The 16,270-nt window shown below is 54.3% G+C and carries 17 protein-coding genes; 5 read left to right on the forward strand and 12 right to left on the reverse strand.

Going from position 1 to position 16,270, the window contains the following annotated elements; genetic code table 11:
* Nucleotides 1-3 precede the first annotated feature (3 nt).
* From fabD to CSR02_RS11825, 6 genes are all read right to left on the reverse strand, one after another.
* Nucleotides 4-948: an ACP S-malonyltransferase gene (gene fabD, locus CSR02_RS11795; RefSeq protein WP_099541744.1), complete on the reverse strand. Its 945-nt coding sequence runs from the start codon at nt 946-948 to the stop codon at nt 4-6.
* Between the two features lie 174 nt (nt 949-1,122).
* Nucleotides 1,123-1,638 carry a YdcF family protein gene (locus CSR02_RS11805; RefSeq protein ID WP_099541746.1) on the reverse strand — a complete coding sequence of 172 codons (516 nt, stop codon included), beginning with the start codon at nt 1,636-1,638 and terminating at the stop codon, nt 1,123-1,125.
* Nucleotides 1,639-1,668: 30 nt separating this feature from the next.
* A complete protein-coding gene (locus CSR02_RS11810) occupies nt 1,669-2,928 on the reverse strand; it encodes a class I SAM-dependent methyltransferase (protein ID WP_099541747.1) in 1,260 nt (419 codons plus the stop codon).
* A gap of 17 nt (nt 2,929-2,945) precedes the next feature.
* Nucleotides 2,946-3,695 carry a glycine betaine ABC transporter substrate-binding protein gene (locus CSR02_RS11815; protein ID WP_099541748.1) on the reverse strand — a complete coding sequence of 250 codons (750 nt, stop codon included), beginning with the start codon at nt 3,693-3,695 and terminating at the stop codon, nt 2,946-2,948.
* Nucleotides 3,696-3,898: 203 nt separating this feature from the next.
* Nucleotides 3,899-4,258, reverse strand: a complete 360-nt coding sequence (locus CSR02_RS11820) for a hypothetical protein (protein WP_099541749.1) — start codon at nt 4,256-4,258, stop codon at nt 3,899-3,901.
* 213 nt (nt 4,259-4,471) lie between these two features.
* Nucleotides 4,472-5,533, reverse strand: a complete 1,062-nt coding sequence (locus tag CSR02_RS11825; protein WP_042787330.1) for a lipid A deacylase LpxR family protein — start codon at nt 5,531-5,533, stop codon at nt 4,472-4,474.
* A gap of 379 nt (nt 5,534-5,912) precedes the next feature.
* Between CSR02_RS11825 and CSR02_RS17170 the strand changes: the two genes are divergently transcribed.
* Nucleotides 5,913-6,596, forward strand: coding sequence for a cold-shock protein (locus CSR02_RS17170; RefSeq protein WP_042787329.1), 684 nt, complete (start codon nt 5,913-5,915; stop codon nt 6,594-6,596).
* 93 nt (nt 6,597-6,689) lie between these two features.
* Here CSR02_RS17170 and smpB read toward each other — a convergent pair whose 3' ends face one another.
* The 4 genes from smpB to CSR02_RS11850 are packed head-to-tail and all read right to left on the reverse strand — an operon-like array spanning nt 6,690 to nt 9,735.
* Nucleotides 6,690-7,196 (reverse strand): SsrA-binding protein SmpB, encoded by a 507-nt coding sequence (gene smpB / locus CSR02_RS11835; RefSeq protein WP_042787328.1) that lies wholly within the window; start codon nt 7,194-7,196, stop codon nt 6,690-6,692.
* Nucleotides 7,196-8,086, reverse strand: a complete 891-nt coding sequence (dapA, locus tag CSR02_RS11840) for a 4-hydroxy-tetrahydrodipicolinate synthase (RefSeq protein ID WP_099541750.1) — start codon at nt 8,084-8,086, stop codon at nt 7,196-7,198. The genes smpB and dapA overlap by 1 nt, the downstream gene beginning before the upstream one ends.
* A gap of 10 nt (nt 8,087-8,096) precedes the next feature.
* The gene (locus CSR02_RS11845) at nt 8,097-8,993 is read right to left on the reverse strand and encodes a prephenate dehydratase (RefSeq protein WP_042787326.1); all 897 of its coding nucleotides are present in this window, start codon (nt 8,991-8,993) and stop codon (nt 8,097-8,099) included.
* A gap of 7 nt (nt 8,994-9,000) precedes the next feature.
* A complete protein-coding gene (locus CSR02_RS11850) occupies nt 9,001-9,735 on the reverse strand; it encodes a 3-deoxy-manno-octulosonate cytidylyltransferase (RefSeq protein WP_099541751.1) in 735 nt (244 codons plus the stop codon).
* 108 nt (nt 9,736-9,843) lie between these two features.
* Between CSR02_RS11850 and CSR02_RS11855 the strand changes: the two genes are divergently transcribed.
* The 4 genes from CSR02_RS11855 to CSR02_RS11870 all read left to right on the forward strand — a co-directional run bounded on the left by CSR02_RS11855 (nt 9,844) and on the right by CSR02_RS11870 (nt 14,033).
* Nucleotides 9,844-10,362 (forward strand): c-type cytochrome, encoded by a 519-nt coding sequence (locus tag CSR02_RS11855; protein WP_099541752.1) that lies wholly within the window; start codon nt 9,844-9,846, stop codon nt 10,360-10,362.
* Nucleotides 10,359-11,156: an inositol monophosphatase family protein gene (locus tag CSR02_RS11860; RefSeq protein WP_183172553.1), complete on the forward strand. Its 798-nt coding sequence runs from the start codon at nt 10,359-10,361 to the stop codon at nt 11,154-11,156. Before CSR02_RS11855 ends, CSR02_RS11860 begins: the two co-directional genes overlap by 4 nt.
* A 103-nt stretch (nt 11,157-11,259) precedes the next feature.
* Nucleotides 11,260-12,519, forward strand: a complete 1,260-nt coding sequence (gene serA / locus CSR02_RS11865; RefSeq protein WP_099541754.1) for a phosphoglycerate dehydrogenase — start codon at nt 11,260-11,262, stop codon at nt 12,517-12,519.
* A 2-nt stretch (nt 12,520-12,521) separates the two neighbouring features.
* Nucleotides 12,522-14,033: a YifB family Mg chelatase-like AAA ATPase gene (locus CSR02_RS11870; RefSeq protein ID WP_099541755.1), complete on the forward strand. Its 1,512-nt coding sequence runs from the start codon at nt 12,522-12,524 to the stop codon at nt 14,031-14,033.
* A gap of 22 nt (nt 14,034-14,055) precedes the next feature.
* Here the strand turns inward: CSR02_RS11870 and metC are convergent, their stop codons facing one another.
* Complete coding sequence (metC, locus tag CSR02_RS11875) at nt 14,056-15,264, reverse strand: cystathionine beta-lyase (protein ID WP_099541756.1); 1,209 nt, start codon at nt 15,262-15,264, stop codon at nt 14,056-14,058.
* Complete coding sequence (locus CSR02_RS11880; RefSeq protein WP_183172552.1) at nt 15,261-16,151, reverse strand: sulfurtransferase; 891 nt, start codon at nt 16,149-16,151, stop codon at nt 15,261-15,263. The genes metC and CSR02_RS11880 overlap by 4 nt, the downstream gene beginning before the upstream one ends.
* Nucleotides 16,152-16,270 lie beyond the last annotated feature (119 nt).

The following is a 16,270-nucleotide window of genomic DNA, read 5'->3' on the forward strand; positions in this document are numbered from 1 at the left end:
TTTTTACAAAGTTTTCAGGAAAGATTCGATATCGGCGGGCGTTCCTACAGAAAGGCCAGTCACTTCAGAATCAATACGGCGCACTAGGCCGGAAAGTACTTTGCCTGCTCCAATTTCCACAAACGTATCCACGCCCATGCCAACCATGGCAGCTACACTTTCCCGCCAGCGCACACGGCCTGTTACCTGACGCACCAGATTTTCCCGAATCGTATCGGCATCGGTTTCGCGTTCAGCGGTTACGTTGGCAATGACCGGTACAATCGGGGCTGCAATGTCCGCCTTGGCCAGTGCTGCGGCCATGACGTCTTCCGCTGGTTTCATAAGGGAGGAATGGAATGGTGCGGAAACAGGGAGCTTAAGTGCGCGCTTGATCTTCATTTCCTTGGCGATGGCAATGGCTTCATCAATGCCTGCAATTTTGCCGGAAATAACAATCTGGCCGCCGCCGTTATCGTTGGCAATTTCTACATCGCCTTTGGCAGAGGCTTTGGCGCAAATCTCTTCTGCCTGTGCCAATGTGACGCCAATAAGGGCTGCCATTCCCCCTTCCCCTGCGGGAACAGCTTTCTGCATAGCCTGTCCGCGCAACCGCAGTAGGCGTGCGGCTTCTGCCACACCAAAAGCGCGCCCTGCAGCCAGTGCGGAATATTCACCCAAAGAGTGCCCGGCCAGCAACGTGACCTTGCCTGCAAGATCCAGACCACCATCCTGTTCCAGAACGCGCAGAACAGCCATGGAAACCGCCATAAGCGCCGGTTGTGCGTTTTCTGTGCTGGTCAGGCTTTCCATCGGGCCTTCAAAAATAATTTTGGAGAGTTTTTCGCCCAGGGCGTCATCAACTTCTTCAAAAACAGAACGTGCCGCAGGAAAAGCTTCTGCCAGTTCCTGCCCCATACCAACAAACTGGCTGCCCTGTCCGGGAAAAACAAATGCGTAAACGGCCATGATACTCACTGTTCCAAATTTTTCCTTGCCAGACGGATGGAGGCCACCTGTTTTGGCAAGATCATGAACTGCACGGACTGCTTTATTATGTTTTGCGCAAAATGGCGGCCTGTAAGAAGGAAGCCATGCAAAACGCAGACCAGCAGGAAATCGGGCGGCAGAATACGGCGCAGTTTAACGCCGCACAATACGCCAGCCCAGAACAAGCAGTGCATCCCACGGCAGGGCAAGACATTCATGCGCGATACGCAGGAGTTTTTTGCGCATGTTGGGAGCATGCGGTTGTGCACGTAAAAATGGCACCGTCTGCACTTTCCAGCCCATAAGGCGCATAAGCAAAACGCAGCGCGGCACATGCAAGGGGCTGGAAACAACTGCTATGGGAGAAGGTGTAGAATATCCGGCCTGGCGTAATAGGTGTGTGCAGGCAACGGCGGAATCAAACGTATCTCCAGCCGTTGGCTCTGCCAGAATGTGCTCTGGCGCAATGCCTGCCTCTAACAGGCAGGAAACCATCACATCGGCTTCTGTTTTGCCGTTTTGTGGCACACCACCTGTGGGGATATACAAAACAGAATTATGCGTGGTGCCAAATACAAGGGCTGAGTGCACCCGGTTCAACAATGCGGCAGATGGGCTGCCATCTGAGTTGAGGGCAGCACCAAAAATAATTACGGGCAATGCGGACATATCAGATCTTACGCCCCGTAATGGGTGCAATCAGGCTGGGGGCCGTAACAGCACGCGGTTAAGCCGCTCCAGAGTGGTAAAGCCTTCTGCCCATACTTTGCGGAACTTGTTTTCTGAAATACCACGTGGGGCCACGGCTTCTGCCAAAGCGCCAACTGTGCGTTCACCATCAATCAGGGGCAGAATGCCCCGCATTTGTGGTGGTAAGGGAATGGGCACAACCAGTGTGCCAAAAGCAAATGGCAATGTGTGGTCTGGCCGCATCTGTTTGGCCAGTTCAATGCCCGGTATCTCACGCATGATGGGCACAGCAGAAAAATCCATAGGGTCAGGCGGCGTAACGCGTGCGCCCTTGCGTACAACGTAGGCGACATGTGTGGCCATGTTGCCTGCCAGATCTTCCGCTATGGCAGCTTGCTGCTGCCAGGGTAGATGGCTGATGCGTGTGCGCAGGCGTGGGTCTGGTAGAAACAGGGTTGGATCATACCGCGCCGGTTCCATCAGGCAGGAAGGTTCCAGCCCGGCTTTGTCCAGAAAATCCAAAAATGCCGTAACGGTATATGCGCGATCCCTTGGGTTGAGTAGCAGATCGTATAATCCTGCATCACCGCCAGAAAGATGATCTCCAAAGTTTCCATTTTGCCGGAGCCACGCTGTCGCTGGCAGTGTGCGCATAACGCGCCGCGCCATATCCAGCCGCGCTTGGGGTGTTTCGGAATGCGGAGCAATTTTTTCTAGCGCATCCTGCACCATGTACACGCCAGTGCGTCCATAAGGTGCATAAACCATCAACCCCATGCCACCACCGGGGGCAAGATGTTTTTCTAGCAAGGCCAGTGCAGCATCAGGATCAGGCAAATGATGCAGCACACCGCAGCAATCAATATAATCAAAAAGGCCCAGATCAAGCGTATCCAGCTCTGTCAGAGATCCCTGAATAAAGCGGATATTTGTCAGTTTCCGCGCTTGCGCCCGTGCCTGCGCAATGGAAAGCGCTTTTTGTGAGCGATCTACACATACAACCTCACCGGGGCGCCCGGCACGTTGCAGGTGTGTTGCCAGCATAATGGCGCCGTCCCCCGTGCCGCATCCGGCCACCAAGGCCCGCAAGGGCTGGCTTTGCGGGCGTTTGGCACCAAAAACCCAGTAATCAATTTCCCGCAGATGGCTGGGGCTGCCTATTAAAAGGCGCTTGGCTTCATCCTGCGGATTTCTTTCCGGGTATGGATACGCCTCATACTGGGCCGCAAGGCTGGAATCACGCGTATCGGCGGGAGATTGATCTGTCATGCTGGCGCAGCCTTTTCTTAGCGGGGCAGCAGTTTGCCACGCTGCCAGGCTTCGGCCGCTTCATCGGCTGTCATGCCTTCAACACGCATAGCGTAATCCATGGCGCTGATAATTTTGGCACTCAGCATCAGTTCATCCAGCTCGTCCAGAAGGTCCTGCTCCATTTCATCCTTGGTTTCTGCACGGATCAGAATACGTGCATCCTGTTCGCCCCCCAGTGCATTTTTGGGGTCATTCAGAATACGGAAACCGCCAATATGAAAAAGAAAGCAGGGCTGAAAGAGTGGCATCAGCACCAGTTCTTCCCGCTTGAGAGCAGCGTTCAGTTCTGCCAGTGCTTCTTCATCGGGCAGCACTTTCAGGCTGAATCCTGCGGCACCTAGCTCATACTGTTGCAGCACGTTTTCCATGTGCTTTTGCAGGGATGCCGGTGTGATAATGGTGCGGGAAAGTTCAGACCCAGCTTGCGCCACATCATCCAAAGATGTCAGGGGTGTATCTTCTGCGGAAATGCAGCAATGGGCTGCTGGGCGAAACAAATTGCCAAGTGGCAAAATGCCGGGGGCCAGCATGGCGGCATCTTCATCCGGCAACCATGCAGAAACATAAAAATTGACCTCGCCCTTTTTAAGCATGTTGGCCAGCACATCTTTAGGGCCGGTTACAATATCCGGATCTACATCATTGGCTTCCAGAACGCGGATGATTGCTGCTGCCGTAGCCTCATGCACGGTGGTTTCGGGATATGCGAGGGTCAGGCTTGTCATCTCAGGATCCTTTTAGATCGGCTCGAACGGGTCATGGTCTGCGTAGTCCTTGCAGCAGGAGAAACCCATGAGGCAATCCCTGAAATGGAAATAACAGGATTTCGTAATATTTTGCGGCAAGGCTGCGGGCAAAAAAAAGCCGCCTTCTTCTTTATGGGGAAAAAGGCGGCCAACCGGAATACATAACTTAACTTGGGGGTATTTTAGGCGGCAACAATGCCCTGTTCGCGCGGCATAACGGGGCGGATCATGTTCAGGGCTTCGGCAAAAGTGTTGAAGCTGCCCAGTTTATTGTCACGGATAGCATCCATAACAATCCAGCGGTTGCCGTGGCAGTAAATCTGGTAAGCCGGATCTGGGGTTTCGCGCACCCACACCACAACATAGGCGGCGGAAATACCAGCCTGTTTCTGTTCAGATACAAAAACATCCGCATCGCAAATACCCATGGGCTGGGCGGCCTGCACCCAACGGGTCAGATAAGCCTGCTGGCGAGATGTGATTTCCATCTGGAACGGAATGATCTGGCAGGTGTGCGGCTGAGAAGATGTTGTGCGCGGCATGGTTTCTTTTATCCCCTTACAATCCCGGTTCGGTCTTGATGTTTGGAGTGTAAAAGAGCAGCGGCGCGCTACGCTACGAGAAAACCGATGTTAACGCCTCAAAAGCAGGCAGGTTCGATGTCTCGTGGCGAAAAAAACACAAAATATCGGAAGTTGCACAATTTTTATGCCTATTTTGTGTGCAAATGACTTTCTGTGATGCAGAAAAAAGAATCAGAACTTTGCCGAAACCATTAATGAGCCATAGTTGAACAGGCCAGACTTGGCTGTAGTGAACTGCTGTGTCTGCCAGACCTGGCTATAGGAAATGCGCAGGCCACAGAACATAAAGGCCAGCCCGGCATGAATTTCACCCACATCCCACTTTTTAATCACATGCAGGGAATTGCTGCGCATGGTGTTGCCTTGCAATGAGGCATCATACCCCACGGCCTCACCTGTTACGCCGCCAAAGATGTACCATGAAAAAGGACGCCGGGATTTATAGGCATCCGTGCCATCCGTGCCTGAAGCCTGAATGGTGGGGGTGCCGAAATCACTATCCAGTCCCTGCCCGATCCGGAACACATCTCCAATGCGGCCATATATCTGGTAGTCACCAATGGCAGCGGCGGCAGATGGCAGCATGTCAAATTCCACACCAAACACATGCGCCAACGGCAAACGCCAGATGCGCCCACCCTGCACCTGAAAAATGGGCTGGTTTTTGAGCTGATGAGACCAGCCCTGATTTTTGGTATCACCAATCAGGCCGTGGAATCCGTTCTGGAGCTGCTCGCCCAAGCCGCCTGGCCCCATAATACCAAACTGAATGCCAAATACGCTGCGGGTTCTGTCCGTATCATTAATAAGGTTTACGGTGCCCAGAAGCAGGCTGGAGTAAGGTCTGTCATTAATACGGGCGGTTTGCGCCTGCCCCGGTGCCCACGGGCTGGCAACCTGCGTATTACGCGGTGTGAAAATCATCTGTTGCAGGCCAATGCTGATACGCTGCACGCCTTCCCCCCAAATGGCCTTGTTAATGGCCGCAATGGGGGTGGGCAGCGTATTGGTGCCAGATGTCCAGTTAAAACGCAGGCCGCTGGTATAATATTGGTCCGACGTGCCTTTCAGGGTGGTGATGGCATCATTTTCACCCTGAAGGGTCCATGTGCCCTTGTTATCGGAGGCGGGAGTCGCTTTGGCGGAAGAAAGAGAACATACGGATGCCCCTGCCAGCATAAGAGACGCAAGGGCAAGGCGCCGTGCGCGAAGCCGTTTTAAAACTACGGGCATGCTTTTTCTTCCATTTGGCCATGTGCGGGCATGATTCTTGGCTGTTCTTAATAGATAATACCCACACAAGAAAGCCCGTTTCCCCTTATCCTGTCTGGCTGTTGCTATCATGCCAGCATCAGATGACGATGGGTAAAGAGGTATCACATAACTGTGAGATTGAGAAAAGTGTGTGAAACTCCCGCCAATTTCATGCTTTTCTATAGTCGCACGCTGTTGGCTGTGCTACGGAAACAGTGGGCGTATTTGCAGCTTTCAGGAACGGGAACGGTGGCGTTTTCTTCAAATTACGTAAACCTGTCAACCCATTCCGGCAAACTGCCCGTTTTTCAATATCGGGAGAAGCTTCAGCCTTCTCCGTACTCCAGGATCAAGACCGTTGAAAAGTAACAGGACCGACCGCAGCTCTCGCTTTCCTCGCCGCGGCGGATTTGATGACGATTACATGTCCATGCCTTCCTTTGGTGAACGCCCCGCTTTTGGCGGGGGGGACCGTGGTGGATTTGCGCCGCGCCGTGGCGCCGGTGCGGGTGGACCGCAGGTTGTAGCTTCCGGGCCGGAAGTTGGTGCAACTGTTAAATGGTTCAACAGCGAAAAAGGCTTCGGCTTTGTTGAACTGGCAGATGGCACCGGCGATGTATTCCTGCACGCGAATGCACTCTCCCAGGCAGGCCATCAGGGCGTAAGCCCCGGTGCGACACTGGTGGTACGGATTGGCCAGGGCCCCAAAGGTCGCCAGGTTGCGGAAGTTATTTCCGTTGACGAAAGCACCGCTCAGCCAGAACGCCCCCGTGCACCGCGCCCCGGTTTTGGCAGCCGCCCGGCTGGCCGCCCTGCCCCGGATCTGTCCATGGCGGAAGACACACGTGGTACCGTAAAGTGGTACAACTCTGTCAAAGGCTTTGGCTTCATCACCCCGGAAAGCGGTGGCAAGGACATTTTTGTTCACGCTTCTGCTCTTGAACGGTCTGGCCTGAGCGCTCTGAACGAAGGTCAGGGTGTAAACGTAAAGGTGGTTCAGGGCCAGAAAGGCCCGGAAGCTGCTGAAGTTTCTCCGGCCTGATCCTGATTTTAGAATTAGGTTTCAAGAAAAAACCCCGGTTTTGCCGGGGTTTTTTTATGGGATTTGCACGGGTATGAAAAATTGGGAAACTGTTTAGTAGTCTCCCTTCCCCTTATTCCGAATTAAGCGTGCCTTGTCGCGCTGCCAGTCTCTGTCTGCAATGCTCTGCCGCTTATCGTGGCTTTTCTTGCCCACGCCTAAGCCGAGTGTAACTTTGGCCATCCCTCTATCATTAAAATGCACATTTAAAGGCACCAAAGTTGCGCCCTGTTTGGCAATGGCACCTATAAACTTACGCATTTCCTTGCGGTGCATCAGCAATTTGCGCGGAGCACGCGTATCAAAGCGCGAGAGCACCCCACCCTGATATTCTGGGATGTAACTGTTGAACAGCCAAAGCTCTCCATCCCGCTCCCCGGCAAAGGCTTCGTTAATCGTGGCACGGCCAAGGCGCAGGCTTTTAACTTCCGGCCCTTTCAGCACAAGTCCGGCTTCAATGGTTTCCAGAATATTGTAATTGAAGCGCGCCTTACGGTTTTGCGCCACCATGCCATGAGAAATCATGGCACTTTTGGCGGATTTTCCAGATTTGGAGCTCATCAGTTCAAAAGCCCAACATCAACAAGGGCGGCGCGCACCTTCTCGCGCGAAGGTTCGGTGAGCGGAGCAAGTGGCAGGCGGCAGGTCTCACCGGCTAGCCCAAGTAGGCTGGCCGCGTATTTGGCTGGGGCCGGATTGCTCTCGCAAAAAAGCGTATCGTGCAAAGGCAGAAGTTTATCCTGTAGCGCAATGGCATCCTGCGTGCGGCCTTCCTGCCATGCTTTTTGCACGTTGGCGCACAATGCCGGGGCCACATTGGCGGTAACACTAATGCAGCCATCGCCCCCTGCGGCCAGAAAAGCTACAGCAGTACCATCTTCCCCAGAAAGCTGATTGAAGCGTTTTTCTACAGCCCGGCGCACCTGCAATGGGCGCAACAGGTTGGCTGTGGCGTCTTTTACACCAATAATGTTGGGGTGCCGTGCCAGACGCGCCATTGTTTCCACGCTGATATCAACAATGGAACGACCGGGAATGTTGTAAAGAATAACCGGAATGGAAATAGCATCCGCTATGGCCATGTAATGCCGGTAAAGCCCTTCCTGCGTGGGCTTGTTGTAATAGGGCGCCACAACCAGTACGGCGCTTGCCCCGGCTTTTTGTGCGTGCTGTGCAAGATCTATGGCTTCGGATGTGCTGTTTGAACCTGCGCCCGCAATAACGGGAACACGCCCGGCAGAAACCTTGATGGTCCGTTCCACAACAGCATGGTGCTCGGTATAGGAAAGGGTTGGACTTTCCCCCGTTGTGCCCACGGCGCAGAGCGCAGATGTGCCTTCACGTATCTGCCAGTCCACCAGTTTTTCGAACGAGGCAAAATCCAGACTGCCGTCCCGGTTCATGGGGGTAATCAGCGCGGTAATGGACCCGGAGAAAAAGGTATCAGACATGGGCAGTCACTTATCCTGAAATGGCATTTACCGGCATGGTGCGCGGTGTGTCCTGCCCTTCGGCAGAGGTGTGCTGGCGGAAGGGCGATTGAGGGTAGACACCTAGAATTGTGGTGTCCTGTGCAAAAAAATCAAGCTCTGCCAGTGCTTTGCTTAGCCGTGTATCATCGGGGTGGCCGTCAACATCCAGCAAAAAACGGGTGGAGGCAAAGGTCTCACCAGACATATAGCTTTCCAGCCGTGTCATGTTTACGCCGTTGGTGGCAAAACCACCCAGTACTTTGTACAACGCCCCAGGAATGTTTTTGACGCTGAATATCAGGGTGGTCATAACATTGGGGGTATCAACCGGCGGCATAACAGATGTGCGGGAGGCAATATAAAACCGGGTGGTGTTATGGGTTGCGTCTTCTACATTCCGTTTAAGAATTTCCAGCCCATATAGTTTGGCTGCCAGCGCAGATGCCACGGCGGCCTCTTCAGGCTTTTTCCATAGGGCCACCAATTCTGCGGCGCCGGCTGTATCAAACTCGGCTACGGGTTCCAGATTGTAATCACGAATCAGGTTTCGGATCTGGCCCAATGCAACCGGATGTGTGTGTACGCGCTTTACCTGTTCCATACGGGTGCCGGGCACAACCAGCAGGCAATGCTCGACGCGTTGAAAATGTTCCCCCACAATTTTCAGGCCAGAAGCCGGCAGTAAGGAATGAATATCTGGCACGCGCCCGGCCAGGCTGTTTTCGCACGCCAGCATAGCCAGTTCAGCCCGACCCTGATGCACGGCATCAATGGCATCGGCAAAAGTGCGGCATGGCAGGGTTTTCCACCCCGGTTTGGCATTGCGGCAGGCCAGATCAGAATACGCGCCGGGGGTGCCCTGAAAGGCGATAACCTGTTGTGTCATGCCTTCATTATGCTCCAAATGCACGGCGTGCGCGTTCCAGATCTTCTGGTGTATCCACCCCAAAAGGTGCAGATGCAAGGCGTGTGCACCCAATACGCATGCCTGCTTCCAGCGCCCGAAGCTGCTCCAGACTTTCACGCTTTTCCAAGCCAGAGGGCGGCAGGGCTACAAATTTCTGCAAAGCTGCACGGCGCCATCCATAGACACCAATATGGTGCCAAAATGGCCCATCTCCCCACGGAATAGGCTGGCGGGAAAAATAAAGCGCAGGTGCTGTTAACGCATCTTCTGAGAAATCACAGGCAACTTTTACCACAGAAGATGCCATTTTTTCTGCATCGGATGTAACAGGCGCAACTAATGTTCCAATATCATATGCCGGGTTGGCCATAACGTCCATAACAGCACGCAGGGCCTGGGGTTCAAACGTTGGCAGATCCCCCTGAAGGTTCAGCAGCACATCATATTTGCCATCGGGGTCAAAGATCTGGGAGGCCTGCCATACTCTGTCTGACCCTGAAGGAAGGTTCGGGTCTGTCAGAATCGCGGTGCCACCAGCCGCAGTTACGGCATCATGAATGTCCTGATCAGCCGCAGCCACTACAACCGGGCCAATATTGGCGGCCATGGCGGCATCCCACACACGTAAGACCATTGGGCGGCCCGCAATGTCTGCCAGCGGCTTTCCGGGCAGGCGTGTGGAAGCAAGCCGGGCAGGTATGACAACAAGAGAAGAAACCATCAGCTTGCTCCGAAAAGCGGCTCGTCCTATAGCCGGTTGAAAGCGGCGCGCAGTTTATGAAAGCTGCACGGTAAACGCAACCGGCAGAAAACGAGGTGCCTCCCCGGCATGGATGGCAGGTTTCTGAACAGAATAGCAGTTTCTACCGTATTAAGTGCGGCAGTGTTGGCAACATGTGTATTTGCCGCACGCAGTACTGTGCCAGATACGGCCCCCGCCCGCCCTGCCTTTTCTCTGCCAGGGTTGGAACCTGTCCCTATCGGTCCCTTTATGGCGCAGGCCAATGTGCAGCGCGGGGGGGCAACTGTTAGGCAGGTGTGTGCACAGTGCCATGCCTTGGCTGGGGGCGCTGCGGAAAATGCCGGGCCACCGCTGGCCAGTGTTGCAGGGCGTGGTGTGGCAACATGTGCAGGTTACACCTATTCTGCCGCCCTGCGCCAGCATGCAGGCCAACACTGGACAGACCAGATGCTGGCAGACTGGCTTATAGCCCCTGCCCGTTTTGCGCCGGGTACGCGTATGTCTCTTACCGGAATACCAGACCCCGGCCAGCGGGCAGATATTATTGCATTTCTTCACACACTCGGCGGGCAGGCTGCGCCCGTTCAGGCAGGATGCACACCATGACACACTCGGATGAACTCAGCCTTTTTACTGATGTTGCCACTATGATGGCAGATGCTGCCCGCACGGTTGTGCGCCCGTGGTTTCGACGAGATGTGGCCGTGGATGACAAAAAGGATGAAAGCCCCGTAACCATTGCAGACCGCAGCGCAGAACGGGTGATGCGCGCCATTCTGGCTGAACGTCTGCCAGACCACGGTGTATTTGGTGAGGAATTTGGCCATGAAAACGCACAAGCGCCGTGGCAATGGTTGCTGGATCCGGTGGATGGCACGCGCGCCTTTGTAACGGGCCGCCCCCTGTTTGGAACACTTATTGCCCTGTGCCATCAAGGTGTGCCCGTTCTGGGGTTGCTGGATCAGCCTGTTCTGAATGAGCGTTGGTTGGGCATAAAAGGCCAGCCAACGCAGTTTTCTTCACCCATTGGGGGGCAGCCCGCCACGCGAAAGAATGTGGCGCTGGAAGCGGCAGAAATGTCCTGCACATCCCCTGAAATGTTGGAACTGGCCCCGCATACAGGCTGGAAAACACTGAAAGCCTGCGCCAAACGCATGACATGGGGTGGAGATTGCTACGCCTATGGCCTTTTGGCATTGGGGCAGATTGATTTGATTGCCGAATGTGACATGAATCCGTGGGACTGGGCTGCCCTTGTGCCGATTATTGAAGGTGCTGGCGGCGTGATAACCGCGTGGGATGGTTCTCCCCTGCAAATGGAGGGAGACCGCACGGTACTGGCGGCTGGTTCGGCCTCTTTGCATCAGCAAGCCGTGGCAACCTTGCAGGCTGATCGCTAGATTTCAGCGTCTTTTCTTTATCTCCAATGCGGCAGCCCTATCAATTTTGTGGTTTTTGAGATAGGTCTGCGGCTCGGCACAACAGCTATTTGGTCGGTTCTACATGAGCACAAGCACGCACCTGTCTCTCCCCAAGGACAAGATCCGCATTCTGCTGCTGGAGGGTATCCACGATAGTGCCGTCGCCCTTCTCAAGGCCAGCGGGTATGAAAATGTGGTGCGCCACAAAGGCGCGCTGGAGGGCGATGCCCTCAAAGAGGCGCTGGAAGGTGTGCATATTGTTGGCATCCGCTCCCGCACGCAGCTGACCAAGGAAGTGCTGGATGGCGCAGACCGGCTTATGGCCATTGGCTGCTTTTGCATCGGCACCAATCAGGTTGATCTTGAAGCCGCGCGTATGAACGGTATTCCCGTTTTTAACGCGCCTTACAGCAACACACGTTCCGTGGCGGAACTGGTGATGGGCGAAATTGTCATGCTCATGCGCCGTATTTTCCCACGCTCTGTGGAATGCCATGAAGGTAAGTGGTCAAAATCCGCCCATAATAGCTGGGAAGTACGTGGTAAAACGCTGGGTATTGTGGGGTATGGCTCCATTGGTTCCCAGCTTTCCGTGCTGGCAGAAGCCTTTGGCATGCGTGTGGTGTATTATGATGTGGTGGACAAGCTGGGCCACGGGAATGCGCTGCCGGTAGAAACGTTGGAAGACCTGCTGGCACAGAGTGATGTTGTAAGCCTGCATGTGCCGCAGCTGCCCACAACCAAGAACCTGATGGGTGAAGCCCAGATCAAGGCGATGAAGAAAGGCTCTTTCCTCATCAACAATGCACGTGGCAACGTGGTTGATCTGGATGCGCTGGCAGAAGCGTTGAAAAGTGGCCATCTGCTGGGTGCAGCCATTGATGTGTACCCCAAGGAACCCAAAGGTCCGAACGACAAGCTGGAAACACCTTTGCAGGGGCTGGATAATGTTATCCTCTCCCCACATGTTGGTGGCTCTACGGTGGAAGCGCAGGAACGCATTGGCGTGGAAGTGGCGCGTAAACTGGTGGAATACTCCGATGTGGGGTCCACATTCGGTTCCGTGAACTTCCCTGGCGTTCAGTTGCCGCAAAGCCCACGTGGCACGCGCTTTATGCACGCGCACCGCAATGTGCCGGGCATGATGATGCGCCTGAACGAAATCTTCATGAATGCAGATTGCAACGTTACGGCGCAGTTTTTGCAGACGGATGGGGAAATCGGTTACGTGGTGATTGAAGCCGACACCGGCGGCAACACGGAACTGGATGATCGTCTTCTTCAGGCCCTGCGCGGTCTGGAAGGCACAATCCGTGCACGCCTGATTTACAAAGGTAAATAAGCGTGTCTATCGGGGCGGGAATACTCAATTCCCGCATCCGTAGCTTTGCCTTTTGTGGCATAGAAGCTCGCCCCGTTTGGGTGGAAGTGCAGATTTCCAGCGGTTTACCAGCCTTTTTAATGGTTGGGCTGCCAGATAAAGCCGTGGCGGAAGCGCGTGAGCGTGTGCGTGCGGCGCTCACTTCAATCGGGCTTGCCCTGCCCGCCAAGCGTATTCTGGTTAATCTTGTCCCCGCGGATATTCCCAAGGAAGGATCGCATTTCGATCTTCCCATAGCCTTGGCGTTGCTGACAGCCATGGGCGTGATACCGGGCGAAGAAGTGGCGCGTTATGCCGCTTTGGGCGAACTTTCCTTGGATGGACGGTTGAATCCGGTTGCGGGTGTGCTTTCTGCTTCCCTGGAAGCGGCTTCCATGAATCTGGGTTTGGTATGTCCGGCCGCTCAAGGGCAGGAAGCTCTGTGTGGTGGTAATATTTCCATTCTGGCAGCACCAGACCTGCTGGCACTTATCAATCATTTTAATGGATTGCAGGTTTTATCTCCTCCAGCATTTTCTGCGCAGGAAGATGAACCGGTTTCTGAACCCGATCTGGCAGATATACGTGGGATGGAAACAGGCCGCCGTGCGCTGGAAATTGCAGCCGCAGGCGGGCACTCCCTTCTGCTCAGTGGGCCGCCGGGGGCTGGTAAATCCATGCTGGCTGCGCGTTTACCGAGCCTGCTGCCAGATCTTTCTGTGGCAGAGAGTCTGGACGTTTCGCGCATTTATAGTGCGGCGGGTTTGCTGGTTGGTGGTCGGCCCATAAGACGCCCGCCTTTTCGTGATCCGCACCATTCCGCCAGTCTGCCCGCTTTGGTGGGCGGAGGTGCACGTGCGCGGCCCGGTGAAATCAGTCTGGCGCATCGGGGCGTGCTATTTCTGGATGAATTGCCGGAATTTTCCCGTTCTGCTTTGGAGGCACTCCGGCAACCGTTGGAAACAGGTCAGATCAGCATTGCACGCGCTGCCGTGCATGTAACCTACCCTGCCCGTTTTCAGCTTATTGCAGCCATGAACCCGTGCCGCTGCGGTTATCTGGGAGATGCCAGCCGGGAATGTCGGAAAGCGCCGCGTTGTGGCGAGGATTATATGAACCGTCTTTCTGGCCCATTGCTGGACAGAATAGACATGCATCTGGCCATGCAGCCCTATGAGCCGTTGGGATATATGGCAGGCCCACCGGGAGAAAACAGCGCAACGGTGGCGCAACGCGTGCACCATGCGCGCCAGATGCAGGCAGAGCGGCAAGGTGCACGTAAGAACGCAGAAGCCGCATTGGAAGATTTGTGTATCTCAACAGAAGCACAGAATATGGCGCAGGCCATCGCCGCCAGATTTCGTTTTTCCGCGCGTGGTTATACGCGTATGTTACGCGTGGCCCGCAGTATTGCTGATCTGGCTGTTGAAGCAGATATTCAACCCCAGCACGTGGCGGAAGCAGCTACCTATCGCAGCCGGGGTTCTGCCAACTAACCCCGGCTGGTAAATCAAGTGGTTAGATATTTGTAAGAACTCGTAAACCCTGTTGCAAATCAGCAATCAGATCATCCGGATTTTCCAGCCCAATCTGGAGCCGAAAAGCTGGACCAGCTTGTATGGGAGATTCACCGCTGCGTGTAATACCACCAGTGGTAGGAAGAATCAGGCTTTCATACCCTCCCCAAGATGCCCCAATGCCATACATCTTCAGGGCATCAATCATGCGCTGCATGTCCTGCACCGTGTAATCGGCTTTCAGAACAACACCAAACAGGCTGCCTGCCCCGGTAAAGTCACGTTTCCAATATGTATGGCCTGGGCATTCCGGCAATGCCGGGTGCAGCACGCGTGCAACTTCTGGCTGGGTTTGTAGCCATTTGGCAATCTGCAAGGCAGATTTTGCCTGCTGTGCCAGCCTTACACCCATGGTGCGGAGGCCACGCAGTGTAAGCCAACATTCATCCGGGCCTGCCACTTGCCCCATCTGAACAGAGGCATCACGCAAAGTATGCCATAGATGCGTATCAGCAACGGTAATGGCCCCGGCAATGACATCGGAATGGCCTGCAGGGTATTTTGTAAGCGCCTGAATGGAGACATCTACCCCGTGCTTAAACGGCGCAAAAATACCAAACCCCCACGTGTTGTCTAAAAAAAGCAAGGCCCCGTGCGTATGGGCAATATCTGCCAGCATGGCAACATCCTGCACCTCAAACGTGTGGCTGCCGGGGCTTTCTGTAAACACCACACGTGTATTGGGGCGCATAAGGGCTGTTATGGCTGCGGCATCTGCACAAGGTGGAAAATAGGAGATTTCCACGCCAAAGCGCTTGAGCATATTTTCTGCAAAGCGTCGGGTTGGGCCATATACATTATCTGCCAGCAGACAATGATCTCCGGCTTTTAAAAACGCCAAAAGCGGTGTGGTACAGGCTGCCAGACCAGAGCACACAATTTGTGTGTCTGTTCCACCTTCTATGGTTGCAATGGCCTTTTCCAGCTCATGCTGGGTGGGAGAGCCCATGGCCCCATAAATGCTGACATGCTCATACCGTTTGCGGCCGGTTTGCTGCATGGCCTCCAACGAGGGAAACACCACGGTAGAGCCACGTTCCAGAGGCAAGTTGACGTAGGTTCCTGTCTCTGTTGCCGGTGGACGGGCAACATGGCTGAGAGAAGATGCCAGTTTCAACCATCCGGCAGAAACTTTGTTTTCGTCCGTCATGCTGTGCGTTCCACTGTTACAGGCGCATTGGGGAAACTGCCCCATTCAGCCCAGGATCCATCATACAATGCTCCCATATCAAGCTCGGCAATTGCCAAGCCAGCCGTCAATACGGCTGCTGTCATGCCAGAGCCACAGGTGGTTATGGGGCTATCAGATTCCGTAATGCCAGCCTTAAAAAACATGGGACGCAACTGTTCTGGCAGTAAGAACTTCCCGTGTGCGTCCAGCAGGCTTTTATAAGGCATATTGCGTGCACCTGGCATATGGCCAGAAGCAACGTTGGGCCGTGGTTCTGGTGTTTCCCCATAAAAACGGGCCGCACTGCGTGCATCCAAAACGGGGCGTAGGGTATGTGTTACAATGTCCAGCATGTCTCCCAAGCCTACAATGCGTGTATAGCAGGTGCGTGGCTGATAGGGGGCTGGCAAAGTTGCTGCAGGTATGCCTGCTTCTGTTGGGTGTCCATCCCGTATCCATGCAGGTAATCCGCCATCAAGGATAAAACTGCGTTCATGCCCGAACAGGCGCGTTAACCACCATCCGCGGCAAGCAGATGCTACATTTCCCTGATCATAAAAAACCACGGTGTCCTGCGCGGTTATTCCCATTCTGCCAAACAGATGGCTGAAATGCGCGGCAGAGGGCGCCGTATGTGGCAAAGCGCTTTCGGGGTCAGAAAAAAGTTCAATATTAAAATACTGGCTGCCCGGAATATGTGCACTGGCAAAGTTCTGCTGTGGGTTAAAGGTTTCTCCGGGTAGCAGGGCTGTTGCGTCCAGAAGGTGTACACCGTGCGTGCCGTGCATTTCGGCCAGTTGTTGTGTGGAAATAAGAGGAGACATATCGGCTGCCTGAAACATCATGGTTTTTGAAAATTCTCTCATCAGGATCACACAGCCCTGCCTGGCTGGCAAACAAAACATCATGATGCGCCATGTTGGCTGTGCATGCAGAACTTTTGTTTTCCTACCAGACAAAAAATGGATTTCATGATTTAATGGCA

Source organism: Acetobacter pomorum (genome assembly GCF_002738225.1).
Taxonomy (GTDB): Bacteria; Pseudomonadota; Alphaproteobacteria; order Acetobacterales; family Acetobacteraceae; genus Acetobacter; species Acetobacter pomorum.

Excerpts from the sequence above, each read along its gene's own strand:
- CSR02_RS11810 (WP_099541747.1), bottom strand. The coding sequence starts at position 2,928 with ATGACAGATCAATCTCCCGCCGATACGCGTGATTCCAGCCTTGCGGCC.
- CSR02_RS11815 (WP_099541748.1), bottom strand. The coding sequence starts at position 3,695 with ATGACAAGCCTGACCCTCGCATATCCCGAAACCACCGTGCATGAGGCT.
- CSR02_RS11820 (WP_099541749.1), bottom strand. The coding sequence starts at position 4,258 with ATGCCGCGCACAACATCTTCTCAGCCGCACACCTGCCAGATCATTCCG.
- metC (WP_099541756.1), bottom strand. The coding sequence starts at position 15,264 with ATGACGGACGAAAACAAAGTTTCTGCCGGATGGTTGAAACTGGCATCT.
- CSR02_RS11825 (WP_042787330.1), bottom strand. The coding sequence starts at position 5,533 with ATGCCCGTAGTTTTAAAACGGCTTCGCGCACGGCGCCTTGCCCTTGCG.
- CSR02_RS11845 (WP_042787326.1), bottom strand. The coding sequence starts at position 8,993 with ATGACACAACAGGTTATCGCCTTTCAGGGCACCCCCGGCGCGTATTCT.
- fabD (WP_099541744.1), bottom strand. The coding sequence starts at position 948 with ATGGCCGTTTACGCATTTGTTTTTCCCGGACAGGGCAGCCAGTTTGTT.
- CSR02_RS11855 (WP_099541752.1), top strand. The coding sequence starts at position 9,844 with ATGGATGGCAGGTTTCTGAACAGAATAGCAGTTTCTACCGTATTAAGT.
- dapA (WP_099541750.1), bottom strand. The coding sequence starts at position 8,086 with ATGTCTGATACCTTTTTCTCCGGGTCCATTACCGCGCTGATTACCCCC.
- CSR02_RS11880 (WP_183172552.1), bottom strand. The coding sequence starts at position 16,151 with ATGAGAGAATTTTCAAAAACCATGATGTTTCAGGCAGCCGATATGTCT.
- CSR02_RS11850 (WP_099541751.1), bottom strand. The coding sequence starts at position 9,735 with ATGGTTTCTTCTCTTGTTGTCATACCTGCCCGGCTTGCTTCCACACGC.
- serA (WP_099541754.1), top strand. The coding sequence starts at position 11,260 with ATGAGCACAAGCACGCACCTGTCTCTCCCCAAGGACAAGATCCGCATT.
- smpB (WP_042787328.1), bottom strand. The coding sequence starts at position 7,196 with ATGAGCTCCAAATCTGGAAAATCCGCCAAAAGTGCCATGATTTCTCAT.
- CSR02_RS11805 (WP_099541746.1), bottom strand. The coding sequence starts at position 1,638 with ATGTCCGCATTGCCCGTAATTATTTTTGGTGCTGCCCTCAACTCAGAT.
- CSR02_RS11860 (WP_183172553.1), top strand. The coding sequence starts at position 10,359 with ATGACACACTCGGATGAACTCAGCCTTTTTACTGATGTTGCCACTATG.